Here is a 13,191-nt window from a genome sequence, read left to right as displayed (position 1 = left end):
TTGCCAGTTCTGCACGAGGTCCCGGCTCTTCGCTGCGCTTGGCCGGGATTTCAGTTAGCCGGGAAGCTCTCCCTACGGCTCCAGCTCGACATCCCAGTAGAGATAGTCCAGCCAGCTTTCATGCAGGTATTTGGGCGGGAAGCGCCGCCCCTGCCCCTGTAGCTGATGCACGCTCGGCCGCATGGCAGGCTTGCGGACCGGCATGCGGGCCTGTTCCGGCGTGCGCCCGCCTTTTTTCAAATTACAGGGCGCGCAGGCCGCGACGATGTTCTCCCACGTGGTACGGCCACCGCGCGAGCGCGGGACCACATGATCGAAAGTCAGCATGTCGAGCTGTTTCGAGCCGCAATACTGGCACTGGAAGCCATCGCGCAGAAACACGTTGAACCGGGTAAAGGCGGGCGGACGATCCTGGCTGATGAAGTCTCGCAAGGCCACGACCGACGGTGCGCGCATGGCAAAGGAGGGCGAACGGATAGCCGTCTCGTACTCGGAGACCACATCAACACGCTCAAGGAAGACCGCCTTGATGGCTTCCTGCCAGGGCCAGGTAGACAAGGGGTAATAGGAGAGCGGCTGGTAGTCGGCGTTCAGGACAAGGCAGCGCAGGTCTTCGGGCGCCGTTCGGGATACGCGCATCATGTCTGCACCCCTGCTTCAGAGGGCAATAGTGCAGCGAAAGAGCAAACGTTCCCGGCGAAACCGCCGGTCCGGTGTCTCTGGCCACCTGGCTTATGACACGCAACCGTTCTGAAGACGCACCTCCCTCGCTCAATTACCGACTCAGGAAACGAATCAGCAAATCAGGCACGCTGGAGAGACTTTACTCCAACTCGTGCAACGGGCCTATGACACCAGGGACACAGCTTTGTTGCACGCGAATGCCTCTACAAAGGTGGGGCGGCGAGGCTCAGGCGGCAAGCGCGGAACGGTATCTGCCCGAAAGCGCTGCCTTGAGGAAGCGGCCACCAAGCTCCAGCCCGTCCGGGCCAATGGAGTGCGGCAGGCCCTGGCTGATATGAAACTCCGCGCCATGGCCAGCTGCGGCCAGCTGCTGGGCGGCCAGCAGCGAGAAACCGACAGGCAGCACATCATCGCGATCACCATGGATCAGCATGACAGGCGGCTTGGATACCATGTCCTCTTTCAGGCTCTCACCGCCCGCCAGCGCGCCGGAATAGCCGAGTATGCCGCCAATGGCCGAAGGCTGGCGCAAGCCCAGATGGAGGGCCAGCATCGTCCCCTGACTAAAACCTACAAGGGCCAAGTCTGCGTGGGTGAGGTTATGGCGGCGCAGTTCGGAGGCGATGAACTGGTCGGCAACCGGGCCTGCCATGCGTACGCCTGAGGCCATGGCTGCCGGATCAAGCCTGGAGATGGGAAACCATTGATAGCCCCCCGGGGCGCCCGGCACCGGCTCCGGCGCATCGGGCGCCACCCAGGCGGTATCAGGAAAGTCAGGCGCCCAGTGCTGGGCAAGCCCTGCCAGATCGGCACCGTTGGAGCCATAGCCGTGAAACAGGATGACAAGCTTTTTCGTCTGTCCTGAACGCGCCGGAATGCGCGGACCATCAAGCAGGATCATCGGGGCCAGTCTCCAAGCATCTGGGTAAGGGAAGGCTGGCGATCATGCGCAGCCTGCCTTCGCTGACAACCCCCTCGCGGAAATTGCGCGCATTTGCTTATGGTGCGCCCATGACCGGCCTCGTCACCCGATTTGCGCCCTCCCCCACAGGCGGCCTGCATCTGGGCCACGCCTATGCGGCGCTGTGCGCCTATGGGGCCGCGAAAGCCGCGGGCGGACGCTTCCTGCTGCGTATCGAGGATATAGACACCGCGCGCTGCAAGCCGGCGTTCGAGGCGGCAATTTTTGAAGACCTTGAATGGCTGGGTCTGGAGTGGGAAAGCCCCGTCCGCCGCCAGAGCGAGCATCTGGACGATTATGCCCGTGCCCTTGAGCGCCTGATCGCGGACGGCCTAGCCTATCGCTGCTTCCGGACCCGCAAGGAGGTGATGGCCGAGATAGCCAGCGCGCCGCACCTTGCTGCACATGGCCCTGAAGGCCCGGCCTTCACCGGCACCCCTCTGCCACCCTCGCGGGAGAAGCGCCTGCTTGAGGACGGACGGCCCTATGCCTGGCGCCTGTCCATGAAGGCGTGCGCGGAAAAGCTGGGGGACGGGTTCAACACGCTAGTCTGGCGCGAGGAAAGCCTTGGTCCGCCGCATGCGCAACGCAGCGTGCCTGCCAGGCCCGAGCTGTTCGGTGATGTCGTGATTGCGCGCAAGGATGCAGGTACCAGCTATCATCTGGCCGCCATCCACGATGATGCGCTGCAAGGCATCACCCATGTGATACGCGGGGTGGATCTGCGCCCCGCCGCCGGCCTGCACCGGCTCTTGCAGACACTCCTGGGCTATCACGAACCCGTCTACCGCCATCATGGCCTGCTGACCGGGCCGGACGGCAAGCGCTACGCCAAGCGCGACCAGTCCATGACGCTTCGCCATTTGCGCGAAACCGGGTACGAGGCTGCTGATATACGCACGCTCATCGAGACCCATCTGGAACGCGGCGATGTCGTCAAGGGACCGGGCGCTGATGACTGAACCAGCAGACGGCACAGCCTCCACAACCGGCACGGACCTGCCCGCAGCCAGCATGCTGGCTGGCACGCTTGCGGTCCTCGCTGGCGCGTGCGTCATCGGGTTCGCAGCCATTCTGGTCAAGGCATCCGATCTCGGACCGCAGGCCACCGCCTTCTGGCGCCTGACGCTGGCCCTGCCCGCCCTGGCGCTCTGGCTGGCACTCCACCGGCACGGCAAAGACACACCGCCGGGACGCCCCGACATGCGGCTCATGGCGCTGGCAGGCATATTCTTCGCTCTGGACCTCGCCTTCTGGCATGTGGGCATCAAGATCACGACGGCGGCCAATGCGACCCTGCTGGCCAATCTGACGCCTATACTCGTGGCGCTGTTTTCGTGGCTGATATTCCGCGAGACGGTGACGCGCAGCTTCATACTGGTCTGCGCGGTCATGCTCAGCGGCGCCGCGCTGCTGGCAGGGGGCAATCTGACAATCGACCCGGACCGGCTGACCGGCGATGTCTTCAGCATCCTGACGGCGTTCTGGTACGCCGCTTACCTTCTGACCGTGCGCAAGGCGCGCGATGGCGCAAGCGCGCCGCGTGTCATCTTCCTGTCGACCCTGATCGCCGCGCCCATATCGCTCGCGCTTGCGCTGGCGTTCGGCGAAACCCTGCTACCGGCGGGCTGGGAGGGATGGGTACCGCTCATTCTGCTGGGCGTGGTGGTCCATGCCGGGGGGCAGGGCGCCATCATCTTCGGACTTGGACGTATTCCCGCGCCGCTGGCAGCCCTGCTCCTGCTGGTCCAGCCCATAGTGGCCGCAGCGGCCGGATGGATGCTGTTCGATGAGGCGCTAAGCGCGATCCAGCTTCTCGGCGCGGCCATAATTCTTGCGGGGCTTTACATCGCCCAGCGAAAATCACCCGCCCCGCCGCCTAGTGTGCCGCGAGACCCTTAATGACGAGCTCCAGACGGCTTCGCATCAGGGCAGATGCCGCCGAGCGGTCGAGCTGTTCGCCGCGGGCGCGCCGGACAATCCCGGTATAGCAATCCTCGATCAGACGGGCTGCATCGGCAGGAGCCAGATCGCGGCGCAGCTCGCCTTTTTCGACACCCTTGGCCAGCAGGCGCTCAACGGCGCCCCAGGCCTGCGACATCTGCGCGGCCGCTTCGGTATAGCTGTCTCCTGTCCACAGCCAGGTGTGCGCTATGGCAGCGGCAAACAACTCTTCGTGGCGTAGCTGCGCTTCCATGATGACCTGCACAAGCGCGCTCAGCCGGTCGAGCAGATTACCCGACAGGGCCGCTTCCAGCCGGTCCACCGAATCACGGATTGCCTCATACTCTTCGCCCAGTATCACAACGAGCAGCGCGCTCTTGGTGGGCGCAACATTCAACACCGTGCCGGCGGAGACGCCCGCCGCGTCCGCGATCGTCTTGATCGTGGCGCGCTCATAGCCCTCATCAAGGAAAACCCGGCGCGCTGCCTGGATTACCTGATGATGTGTTTCCTGCTTACGGGCATCGCGGCGGGTTAACCGCCGTCGGGATTCGTCACGCATAGCGCCAGCCTGAAACTGCCTGTTGTAAATAAACAAAAACGCCAGTTCACCGGGCCGGTTCACTGAGCGCGTGGTAAGTTTCTTTAGATGAGCAGCTTTATGGTGCGACTGCAAGCAATTCGCACGTGGGCCGTGCAACCGGGCCGCGCGCAATTGCCTCACTGCCAGCTTGCAGAGCGCGATTGAGGATTGAAGGTTTCCGCCCTATCTATGCGCCATGAGCGGATTTCTCGACATACTACTCTACATTCTCATGGGCGTGGTTTTCGTCATTTTGTGCGTGGGCATCTACTCGCTTGTACGCGGCGGAGATTTTGGCCGGTCCTGGTCAAACAGGCTGATGCGCGCGCGCGTCCTTTTCCAGTTTCTCGCGGTGCTGGTCATCGTTGCGGGATTCTGGGCGAAGGGCGCGTTTGGCAGCTAGTCCGGTACTGCCATCACGGCATCGAGCGCGGCGCTGACAGGCCCGGCTACGGAACCCAGCCGTCCATCATTGACCCCGGCGGCGGCCGTGACACCCCGCGCGGCATCTACCCGCATCGTCACGAGCCACATGGTGTTCGAGCCCGAATGGCTGAGCGAACCGTCATCGCGCACACCCCAGCCCATGGCGTAATTGCCTTCGGGTGTATGCAGGCGCTCAAAGCTCTCCACTGACAGATAACCCGTCTCCTCACCTGACGCCCCGCGCCGGTGAATGTCGAGAAAACGCAGAAGGTCCGCCATCGTCATATGGGCACGCCCTGCGGGATTCAGGGCTGGCGGGTTATCGGCGCTGGCACCCGGCTCAATGGCGGAAAAGCCGAAGATACCAGGCCGGTGACCGCGCGGCTGGTCGGCCGCATCGCGAATGCCGGGAGGCCCCCAGCCTGCGCTGTCCATGCCAAGAGGGCCGAACACCTCGCGCTCCATAAGCGTTTCATAGGTTTCACCCGTCAGCTGTTCGAGCATCAGCGCAGCAATGACATAGCCAGCGTTGGAGTAGAGAAAATCGCCCACCGGCCCGCCGGTAGAGGCCAGTACCGCACTGGCATAAATCAGGCGGTCTGCTGGCGCGTCGCGGCTGGAATCGGTTCCGCCGAGCCGGATCGCCGTAATCGGACCGGCATTGGCAGCGAGGCCGGAGCGGTGCATCAGCAGGGCTGAAAAGTCAGCTCCGGCCAGATCGTCATGAATATCGAGATAGAGACTGCCGAGCACTTCGCCAACCGTCATCTCCCAGCGTACCACGCCCTGTTCGACGAGGCGGGCCACAAGCGTGGCCGTCATCGCCTTGGTGTTGGAGCCCATATGCCAGAGATCGTCCGCCTCCACCGGCGCGTCCCGCCGGTGAATGCGCATCCCGGCAACACCGATATGAACACCGTCATTATTCAGAACCGCCACGACAGCGCCCGGCGCACCGGAATCGTCCAGCAGAGCCTCTGCAGCCTCATCAACACCGGGCGAGGCCAGTGCCAGTGCAAGGGCTGAAGCAATCAGAGTAAGCATGGTGAAGCCTTTCGCGTAACGCTACGCCGTTGTGAGTTGAAATGCTCATGCCACACGGGCCAGTCTGGGTCAGCTTAAAAAATGTAAAGGAAACTTGTCCATGGTCCGCCTGACAAAAATTTACACCCGCACCGGCGACAAGGGCACGACCCGGCTCGGCGATATGAGCGAGGCGGCAAAGCACGATCCGCGCGTGGAGGCCTATGGCACGGTCGATGAAGCCAATGCGTCGATAGGTCTTGCCATAGCCGCGCTGGAGGACGGCGCGCTGAAAGACACGCTTTTGCGCATACAGAACGAGCTTTTTGATCTCGGCGCGGATCTGTGCGTGCCGGACAGGGGGCAAAAGCTGGAATGGGAGCCTTTGCGCGTCACGCCGCAGCAGGCCACCCGGCTTGAAACGGACATTGATACGTTCAACGCGAAGCTCTCACCGCTGGAGAGCTTCATACTGCCGGGCGGCACCGAAGCCGCTGCCCGCCTGCATCTGGCCCGCACCATAGCCCGCCGCGCCGAACGCAGGGCCGTGGAGCTGAAAGACCTTGGCGAACCGGTCAGCGATGCGGTGATCATCTATCTCAATCGCCTGTCTGACTTCCTGTTCGTGGCCGCCCGCATCGCCAATGATGAGGGCCGCGCCGACGTGCTCTGGGTGCCGGGAAAGACTCGGTAGGGAGCGCTATTTCCATCACGGCAACGCGGTATTTCACTCCACGCACTGGAAATTGCCCCTGCCCGCTCCCTATGTCTGGTCCTGCGGCGTGTGGCCGCACGCCAAGGTTCAACAACCGGAGACAGGCCTGATGAAAACCGTATTTGCTGCTGCCTCGCTGGCGGCCTTCCTTACCGCGCCGATGATGGGCGCCACCGCCTTTGCCGAGCCGGTCGCCTACGAGTTCGACCGCACCCATACCGCCATCCGCGCGACCTGGGACCATCTGGGCATGTCGCGCCAGTCGATCTACTTCACCGACTATGAAGGCGTGCTGCTGCTTGATCTTGAAGAGCCGGAAAACTCCACCGTCGACGTGACATTCAATCTTGATGGCGGTTTCTGGGTCGGCGCCGATCAGGAAGGGTTCGAGGCTCACCTGAATTCGGATGATCTGTTCAACACGGCCGAATATCCGACCGCCCGCTTTGTCGGCACGAGCTTTGAAACAGAAGATGGCCAGACCGGCGTCATGACCGGCGACCTGACCCTGCTGGGCGAAACCCGTCCTGTATCGCTGAACGTCACGCTGAACTTTTCCGGCCCGCACCCGATGAACGAGCGCCAGACGGCCGGTTTTTCCGCCTCGGGCACTATTGTCCGCTCCGAATGGGGCCTGGGCTATGCCGCCCCGTTCGTGTCTGACGAGATCGAATTGTCGATCGAGACCGAGCTTAGCGTCGCGGACGAATAGACCATAATTTCCTGATCTCCCGGCCATGTTAGCGAGCCGGAAAATCAGGACCTGACGGGTTCATGCAAACCCCGGAGGCGCCTATGGCGCGCTTCCGGGGTTTCGTTTTTGCCCCTGCCCCGGCAGGCGTCTCCTGCCACTCCCCGCGACAGTTTTTGCACCTGCGTTGACACGACGCGTGGGCGAAGGCAGTTTCCGCGCCTATTTTGCCCTGCACCATGGGCGGCAAGGATCAGCACAGCGCTGGCTTTACCGTCCATATCAATCGCAACCAGAGACAACCGGAGCGGCCGATGAAAATCCTCGTCCCCGTCAAGCGGGTGGTCGACTATAACGTGAAGGTCCGGGTGAAACCCGACCAGACCGGCGTCGACCTTGCCAACGTGAAAATGTCCATGAACCCGTTCTGCGAGATCGCCGTCGAAGAGGCGATCCGCATGAAGGAAAAGGGTCTGGCCGAAGAGATCATCGTGGTCTCCATCGGCCCGGCAGGCGCGCAGGAAACCATCCGCACCGCCCTTGCCATGGGCGCTGACCGGGGCATTCACGTGACCACGGACGAGACGGTGGAGCCGCTGGCGGTGGCGAAAATCCTCGCCAAGATCGCCGGCGAGGAAAGCCCGCAGCTCATCATTCTCGGCAAACAGGCCATTGATGACGATGCCAATGCGACCGGCCAGATGCTGGCCGCGCTGCTCGGCTGGCCGCAAGGCACGTTTGCCTCCAAGGTGGAGAAAGACGGCGACACGCTCAAAGTCACCCGCGAGATTGATGGCGGCCTGCAGACCGTGTCCTTCGGCCTGCCCGCCATCGTGACCACCGATCTGCGCCTCAATGAGCCGCGCTATGCCTCGCTGCCGAACATCATGAAGGCCAAGCGCAAGCCGATCGATGCCAAGACGCCGGAAGACTATGGCGTTGACCTCACCCCGCGCCTGTCGGTGGTGAAGGTCTCCGAGCCGCCCAAGCGCCAGGGCGGCGTGAAGGTGGAATCGGTCGCCGAGCTGGTTTCAAAGCTGAAGAACGAAGCAGGAGTGCTGTAACCATGGCCACGCTCGTTATTGCTGAACACGACAACAAATCGCTCAACGAAGCCACGCGCGCAGCCGTGACGGCCGCGAAGAAAATCGGCGGAGACATTCACATTCTGGTCGCTGGTCAGGGCGCGAAAAGCGTTGCTGACGAAGCCGCCAAGGTGGAGGGCGTTGCCAAGGTGATGCTGGCGGAGTCCGACGCGCTGGGCCACAAGCTGGCCGAGGCGCTGGAAAGCCTCGTCCTGTCGGTGGCCGATGGCCATGATGCGATCCTCGCCCCGGCCTCGACCGTGGGCAAGAATTTCATGCCCCGCGTGGCGGCCAAGCTCGACGTGATGCTCATCTCCGACATTACATCGGTTGAAAGCGCGGACACGTTCATCCGTCCGATCTATGCCGGCAACGCGCTGATGACGGTGAAGTCGAACGACAAGGTGAAAGTCATCACCGTGCGCCCGACCACGTTTGAAAAGGCCGGCGATGGCGGCTCTGCCAGCGTGGAGACGGTGTCCGCTCCCGACGCGGCCGCCAAATCCGCCTTTGTCTCCGAAGAGCTTTCCAAGTCCGACCGTCCGGAGCTGGGCGCTGCCAAGATCGTCATCTCCGGCGGGCGCGGCATGGGCAATGGCGAGAATTTCGCCATCCTGGAAAAGGTCGCCGACAAGCTGGGCGCCGCCGTTGGCGCCAGCCGCGCTGCGGTCGATGCGGGCTTTGTGCCGAACGACTATCAGGTCGGCCAGACCGGCAAGGTCGTCGCCCCGCAGCTCTACATCGCCGTCGGCATTTCCGGCGCGATCCAGCACCTGGCGGGCATGAAGGATTCCAAGGTGATCGTCGCGATCAACAAGGATGAGGAAGCCCCGATCTTCTCCGTGGCCGATTACGGCCTCGTCGCGGACCTGTTCAAGGCCGTGCCGGAGTTTGAAGAAGAGCTGGCCAAGATCGGCTACTAGGCCCTTCTGCCTCGCACACGAAAAAGCCCCGGAGCCACGCTCCGGGGCTTTTTTCTGCCGTGCCGCCAGACAGTTCAAATTGCAGCGCTCTTTGCAGCTTCCTTTGCCTTTTGGGCGTTATCGGTTCCATACTGAATATCTGAAACATCAAAGGAGTACGCTCATGGCGATCAGCCGCAAGGACGAAGCCCGTTTTCTCGACAAGGACGAAACCGCGCTGGTGGAAAAATCCCACCATCCCGAAATCGGCAGCCTTGATGACAAGGAATTGTCCAGCACCATCAAGCTGATCCGTGAGCGCCGCGACCGGGCCCGCGAAATCGGTCAGCGCCAGCGCCGGGAAATGCGTGGCAAAGCCAAGCCACAGGGCGCCAAGCCTGCCGGCGACAATGCCGGTACCAAGCAGAAAATGGCGGTGCTCGCCCAGGCCCTCAAACGCCTCAATTCAGAGCAGACGCGCCGCGAACAGCTTTCGGCGCGCAATGCGACCGCCTCGGGCATGAAGCGCGCCATGGAATTGAAATCTGCCGCGAGCGCCCCCAAGCGCCCGTCCAGCAAGACCGCGGACAAAGGCATGAAGGCCAAGCCGAACAAAAAGAACGAACAGATCACTGATCCGCGCGAGGTTGGCCGGGTCAGCCAGCAGATAAAGAAGGCGCAAGCGAAGAAGGACCGGTAATCACGTTTCCCATTCGTCCTTCCCGCGCAGGCGGGAACCCAGAGCTGGTAGGCGACTGCATTCGCCCTTCGATCTCTGGACCCCCACCTGCGTGTTGTGTTCCGTGAGATTGTTGAGGATTTCGAGCGGGCTTTGATAGCCGAGGCATCGCAGGCGTGTGCGGTTATAGTTTTGGACGAAGTTTCGGATATAGGCGTTGCGCTGCTCGTGCGTGTCGAAGCAGTTGCGGCCCTGATTGCGTCCGTTTGGCGGGTGGGCGTCGAGATGTTCCTGCAGGCGGCGGTTGAAGCGTTCTGCCATACCGTTGGTCTGCGGACGGAAGGGGCGTGTGAGCCGGTGTTTGACACCGTGGGCGGCGCAGACCCGGTCGAAGGCATGGGTACCGCTGGGACGGTCTTCGGGCTTGCCCTTCTTGTCGACGGCGAACCGGTCTGTGAACTCTGATCCGTTATCGGACAGGACGGTGTGGACCTTCAGCGGGAAGCTTTCCAGGAAGCGCTCGAAGAAGGCGGCGGCGTTGGCTGCGCTGCGCGTGTTGAAGATGTCCAGATGGACGAAGCGCGTGGCCCGGTCGATGGCGATGAAGGCATAGGCGGGCTGCCGGTTCAGGCGTGTCAGGTGCTTCACATCGACATGGATGAACCCGGCGGGCTGGCCGGTCTCGAACACGCCGGTGCGCGCACGCGCCTGCACGGGCCGGGCCGAGATGCCATGACGGCGCCAGCAGCGGTGCAGGGCCGCGCGTGACAGGTCCGGCTTCACACAGCGCCGCATCACCTCCAGCGCATCATCCAGCGACAGGCCCACATGACAGCGCAGCTCGACAGCCAGCGCTTCCTCCACGCCGCTCATAGAGGTCTTCAGCGTATGGGGCACATGCGGGCGGTCAGCCACTTCGCTGCGCGCCCGCCAGCGTCTTATCGTAGTCTCTGACACCCCCAGCTCGGCCGACAGCACAGCAACCGGCTTGCCACAGGTCTGGATGTAACGCCGTGTCGCCGGCGTCGTGCGGGCATTGGCATGAAGACGCAACTCCATCACCGGCCTCCCAGTCTGGACCGCACATACTCTACACCCGCAGACACCGAAGCGGTATCCAAACAATCAAACGAGATGAAACACCTGCGTGGGGGTGACGAGGTGAGAGATGGAGGTTGCCCCCTAATACCGCTCCAGCGCCGCCTCGATGAGGGCAATAGCGTCATCGCTCGCCCAGGCCGCTTCGCCCGTCAGGCGGCCAATCTCGCCGCCATGACGGTCATAAAGAATGGTCGTAGGCAGGCCGCGTGAGCCTGCTGCCATGGCAAGGCGAAGCGCGGGATCGTGATAGAGCGCCAGATGCTCCAGAGCGTTTTCTTCATAGAAGCGGCGGGCCTCATCCATGGTGCGGTCCATGGAGATCGCCATGACCTCGAAATCATCAGAGCCAAGCCTTGCCTGCAGCGCGTCAAGCTCGGGCATTTCGACCACGCAAGGCGCGCACCAGGTGGCCCAGAAATTGACCAGCACCAGCTTGCCGCGCCGGTCTGCCAGCGTGATCTCCTCGCCCTCGCCCGTAATGATGCGCCCCAGTGGCTGGGGCGGCGGCTCGCTTACCGAGATGAAGCTGCTCATCGCGCCGCGCGCATAGCTGTCAAGCGGACCGGGTGTGGAACTGACAAGCGCGGTGGAAATCACGTATAGAACCCCGGCAATGCCGAGTATCGCCGCTGCGATAATCGCGCTAGCAAGGCCCCGGGCTTTGAAAAAAGCCGCCAAACGTTCAATCATGATTTTCCTTCCAGAAGGTCCGTTTTGCCCATGAGCACGTCTGATACCCCCAGCAACCGGCCCGGATCTGGCACCGATATGTGGGGCGGGCGCTTCTCTGGCGGTCCGTCGGCCATACTGCAAGCCATCAACGCCTCAGTGGATGTCGATCAGCGCCTTGCAGAGCAGGATATTGACGGGAGCCTGGCCCACGCCGCGATGTTGGCCGCATGCGGGATAATTTCAAGGGAGGACGCCCGCGACATCTCCGCCGGGCTGGAAGCCATCCGCGCCGACATACGCGCTGGAAGCTTCACATGGTCGGCGGCGCTCGAAGACGTGCATATGAATATTGAAGCCGCACTGAAGGAGCGTATCGGCGCGCCTGCGGGCCGGCTGCACACTGCACGCTCGCGCAATGACCAGGTGGCGACCGATTTCCGTCTCTGGCTGCGCGAGACCTGCGCGCGCATGGAGGATGGGCTTCGCGCCTATCAGCGCGCACTGGTGGCACAGGCGGCGGCCCATGCTGACTGGGTGATGCCGGGCTTTACCCATCTGCAGACCGCCCAGCCGGTGAGCCTTGGCCATCACCTTTTGTGCTGGGTGGAGGCTGCCGAGCGCGATATTGGCCGGTTTTCCGATGCCCGTGCGCGTCTCAATGAAAGCCCGCTTGGCGCAGCGGCGCTGGCTGGCACGGCCTTCCCCATCGACCGGGATATGACGGCAAAGACGCTGGGATTTGACCGGCCCATGGCCAATTCGCTTGATGCCGTGTCCTCGCGCGATTTCGCACTGGAAGCCTTGAGCGCGGCCACGATTGCTGTGGTCAATCTCTCCCGTTTTGCCGAAGAGATTGTGCTGTGGACCTCACGCCGTTTCGGCTTTGCAAAGCTCACCGACGCCTTCTCGACAGGCTCGTCCATCATGCCGCAAAAGCGCAATCCCGATGCGGCCGAGCTGGTACGCGCCAAGCCGGGGCGGATTTCCGGCGCGCTGCAGGGCCTCATCATCGTGTGCAAGGGCCTGCCGCTGGCCTATTCCAAGGATTTGCAGGAAGACAAGGCGCTGGTTTTCACCGCCTTTGATGATCTGGAACTGGCCATCGCGGCGATGACCGGCATGGCCGCAGACCTGTCTTTCAACCGCGAGGCAATGGAAGAGGCGGCAGGCGAGGCCTATTCGGATGCGACCGATCTGGCCGACTATGTGGTGCGCGAGCTGGGCCTGCCCTTCCGCGATGCCCACCACATTGCAGGCAGTGTGGTGAAAGAAGCCGAGGCGCGCGGTGTTTCACTGTCCGAACTGCCGCTTGAGGTCTTCCAGGCCATCGAGCCGCGCGTTGACGAGGCGGTTTTCAACGTGCTCACTGCCCGGGCATCGATGGAAAGCCGGACCAGCTATGGCGGCACCGCGCCGGTACGCGTACGCGAACAATGCGCGCTTTGGGCCGAGCGGCTGGCACAGGAGTGAGCAGATGAAAACGAGATTTCTGACCCTAGCAGTCTGCGTGGCCGCAACAGGCCTTGCCGCCTGCGGCAATCGCGGCGCCCTGGAGCGCCCCGGTCCGCTTTGGGGCGATCCACGGGACGTGCCGGTACAGGACGGCACGCCCGGCGAGGATGACAGCGTGCTGGACGAAGAGCGTCCCGAACAGCGCCTGCCCCCGATGCCCGGCGACGATCCGTTCGACGACGAATAGGCGCCACCGCTCGCTGACATGCATTC

The 13,191-nt window shown here is 62.9% G+C and carries 16 protein-coding genes; 10 read left to right on the top strand and 6 right to left on the bottom strand.

Annotation, left to right across the window (positions count from 1 at the left end):
- Window positions 1–72: 72 nt before the first annotated feature.
- A complete protein-coding gene (locus X907_RS01975) occupies window positions 73–639 on the bottom strand; it encodes an HNH endonuclease (protein ID WP_127569246.1) in 567 nt (188 codons plus the stop codon).
- A gap of 271 nt (window positions 640–910) precedes the next feature.
- A complete protein-coding gene (locus tag X907_RS01970; RefSeq protein WP_127565386.1) occupies window positions 911–1,585 on the bottom strand; it encodes an alpha/beta hydrolase in 675 nt (224 codons plus the stop codon).
- A 110-nt stretch (window positions 1,586–1,695) separates the two neighbouring features.
- Here X907_RS01970 and gluQRS point away from each other — a divergent pair, with 110 nt between their 5' ends.
- Together gluQRS and X907_RS01960 are read left to right on the top strand one after the other, a co-directional pair.
- Complete coding sequence (gene gluQRS, locus X907_RS01965; protein ID WP_127565385.1) at window positions 1,696–2,607, top strand: tRNA glutamyl-Q(34) synthetase GluQRS; 912 nt, start codon at window positions 1,696–1,698, stop codon at window positions 2,605–2,607.
- On the top strand, window positions 2,600–3,547 hold the full coding sequence (locus X907_RS01960; RefSeq protein ID WP_170175421.1) for a DMT family transporter: 948 nt from the start codon (window positions 2,600–2,602) through the stop codon (window positions 3,545–3,547). Before gluQRS ends, X907_RS01960 begins: the two co-directional genes overlap by 8 nt.
- Here X907_RS01960 and X907_RS01955 read toward each other — a convergent pair.
- A complete protein-coding gene (locus X907_RS01955; protein ID WP_127565383.1) occupies window positions 3,525–4,151 on the bottom strand; it encodes a TetR/AcrR family transcriptional regulator in 627 nt (208 codons plus the stop codon). The genes X907_RS01960 and X907_RS01955 overlap by 23 nt on opposite strands.
- Before the next feature lie 217 nt (window positions 4,152–4,368).
- Between X907_RS01955 and X907_RS01950 the strand changes: the two genes are divergently transcribed.
- Window positions 4,369–4,575 (top strand): twin transmembrane helix small protein, encoded by a 207-nt coding sequence (locus X907_RS01950; protein ID WP_127565382.1) that lies wholly within the window; start codon window positions 4,369–4,371, stop codon window positions 4,573–4,575.
- On the opposite strand, the gene X907_RS01945 is transcribed toward X907_RS01950, so the two are convergent.
- Complete coding sequence (locus X907_RS01945; RefSeq protein ID WP_127565381.1) at window positions 4,572–5,642, bottom strand: serine hydrolase domain-containing protein; 1,071 nt, start codon at window positions 5,640–5,642, stop codon at window positions 4,572–4,574. The genes X907_RS01950 and X907_RS01945 overlap by 4 nt on opposite strands.
- Before the next feature lie 100 nt (window positions 5,643–5,742).
- Here X907_RS01945 and X907_RS01940 point away from each other — a divergent pair, with 100 nt between their 5' ends.
- The 5 genes from X907_RS01940 to X907_RS01920 all read left to right on the top strand — a co-directional run bounded on the left by X907_RS01940 (window position 5,743) and on the right by X907_RS01920 (window position 9,714).
- Window positions 5,743–6,315: a cob(I)yrinic acid a,c-diamide adenosyltransferase gene (locus X907_RS01940; protein WP_127565380.1), complete on the top strand. Its 573-nt coding sequence runs from the start codon at window positions 5,743–5,745 to the stop codon at window positions 6,313–6,315.
- 130 nt (window positions 6,316–6,445) lie between these two features.
- The gene (locus X907_RS01935) at window positions 6,446–7,048 is read left to right on the top strand and encodes a YceI family protein (RefSeq protein ID WP_127565379.1); all 603 of its coding nucleotides are present in this window, start codon (window positions 6,446–6,448) and stop codon (window positions 7,046–7,048) included.
- A 293-nt stretch (window positions 7,049–7,341) separates the two neighbouring features.
- Window positions 7,342–8,091: an electron transfer flavoprotein subunit beta/FixA family protein gene (locus X907_RS01930; protein ID WP_127565378.1), complete on the top strand. Its 750-nt coding sequence runs from the start codon at window positions 7,342–7,344 to the stop codon at window positions 8,089–8,091.
- A 2-nt stretch (window positions 8,092–8,093) separates the two neighbouring features.
- Entirely contained in the window at window positions 8,094–9,035 is a 942-nt protein-coding gene (locus tag X907_RS01925; RefSeq protein WP_127565377.1) for an electron transfer flavoprotein subunit alpha/FixB family protein, read from the top strand.
- A complete protein-coding gene (locus tag X907_RS01920) occupies window positions 9,004–9,714 on the top strand; it encodes a hypothetical protein (RefSeq protein WP_127565376.1) in 711 nt (236 codons plus the stop codon). Before X907_RS01925 ends, X907_RS01920 begins: the two co-directional genes overlap by 32 nt.
- Here the strand turns inward: X907_RS01920 and X907_RS01915 are convergent, their stop codons facing one another.
- Window positions 9,715–10,752 carry a DDE-type integrase/transposase/recombinase gene (locus X907_RS01915; protein ID WP_127565375.1) on the bottom strand — a complete coding sequence of 346 codons (1,038 nt, stop codon included), beginning with the start codon at window positions 10,750–10,752 and terminating at the stop codon, window positions 9,715–9,717.
- Window positions 10,753–10,875: 123 nt separating this feature from the next.
- Window positions 10,876–11,484, bottom strand: coding sequence for a TlpA family protein disulfide reductase (locus X907_RS01910; protein ID WP_127565374.1), 609 nt, complete (start codon window positions 11,482–11,484; stop codon window positions 10,876–10,878).
- 30 nt (window positions 11,485–11,514) lie between these two features.
- Here X907_RS01910 and argH point away from each other — a divergent pair, with 30 nt between their 5' ends.
- Window positions 11,515–12,936 carry an argininosuccinate lyase gene (argH, locus tag X907_RS01905; RefSeq protein WP_233352480.1) on the top strand — a complete coding sequence of 474 codons (1,422 nt, stop codon included), beginning with the start codon at window positions 11,515–11,517 and terminating at the stop codon, window positions 12,934–12,936.
- Between the two features lie 4 nt (window positions 12,937–12,940).
- Window positions 12,941–13,165, top strand: coding sequence for an LPS translocon maturation chaperone LptM (gene lptM, locus X907_RS01900; RefSeq protein ID WP_127565373.1), 225 nt, complete (start codon window positions 12,941–12,943; stop codon window positions 13,163–13,165).
- The last annotated feature ends 26 nt before the right edge of the window (window positions 13,166–13,191 follow it).

Source organism: Glycocaulis alkaliphilus, assembly GCF_004000605.1.
In the GTDB taxonomy this organism is placed as follows: domain Bacteria; phylum Pseudomonadota; class Alphaproteobacteria; order Caulobacterales; family Maricaulaceae; genus Glycocaulis; species Glycocaulis alkaliphilus.
The sequence above is the reverse complement of the archived record's forward strand: the minus strand, read 5'-3'. Positions and strand labels throughout refer to the sequence as shown.

Bases quoted from the DNA above. Each gene is read 5' to 3' on its own strand.
- X907_RS01950 (WP_127565382.1), top strand. From the start codon at position 4,369: ATGAGCGGATTTCTCGACATACTACTCTACATTCTCATGGGCGTGGTT.
- X907_RS01960 (WP_170175421.1), top strand. From the start codon at position 2,600: ATGACTGAACCAGCAGACGGCACAGCCTCCACAACCGGCACGGACCTG.
- X907_RS01940 (WP_127565380.1), top strand. From the start codon at position 5,743: ATGGTCCGCCTGACAAAAATTTACACCCGCACCGGCGACAAGGGCACG.
- X907_RS01975 (WP_127569246.1), bottom strand. From the start codon at position 639: ATGCGCGTATCCCGAACGGCGCCCGAAGACCTGCGCTGCCTTGTCCTG.
- lptM (WP_127565373.1), top strand. From the start codon at position 12,941: ATGAAAACGAGATTTCTGACCCTAGCAGTCTGCGTGGCCGCAACAGGC.
- X907_RS01915 (WP_127565375.1), bottom strand. From the start codon at position 10,752: ATGGAGTTGCGTCTTCATGCCAATGCCCGCACGACGCCGGCGACACGG.
- X907_RS01945 (WP_127565381.1), bottom strand. From the start codon at position 5,642: ATGCTTACTCTGATTGCTTCAGCCCTTGCACTGGCACTGGCCTCGCCC.
- gluQRS (WP_127565385.1), top strand. From the start codon at position 1,696: ATGACCGGCCTCGTCACCCGATTTGCGCCCTCCCCCACAGGCGGCCTG.
- X907_RS01935 (WP_127565379.1), top strand. From the start codon at position 6,446: ATGAAAACCGTATTTGCTGCTGCCTCGCTGGCGGCCTTCCTTACCGCG.
- X907_RS01910 (WP_127565374.1), bottom strand. From the start codon at position 11,484: ATGATTGAACGTTTGGCGGCTTTTTTCAAAGCCCGGGGCCTTGCTAGC.
- X907_RS01955 (WP_127565383.1), bottom strand. From the start codon at position 4,151: ATGCGTGACGAATCCCGACGGCGGTTAACCCGCCGCGATGCCCGTAAG.
- X907_RS01970 (WP_127565386.1), bottom strand. From the start codon at position 1,585: ATGATCCTGCTTGATGGTCCGCGCATTCCGGCGCGTTCAGGACAGACG.
- argH (WP_233352480.1), top strand. From the start codon at position 11,515: ATGAGCACGTCTGATACCCCCAGCAACCGGCCCGGATCTGGCACCGAT.
- X907_RS01925 (WP_127565377.1), top strand. From the start codon at position 8,094: ATGGCCACGCTCGTTATTGCTGAACACGACAACAAATCGCTCAACGAA.
- X907_RS01930 (WP_127565378.1), top strand. From the start codon at position 7,342: ATGAAAATCCTCGTCCCCGTCAAGCGGGTGGTCGACTATAACGTGAAG.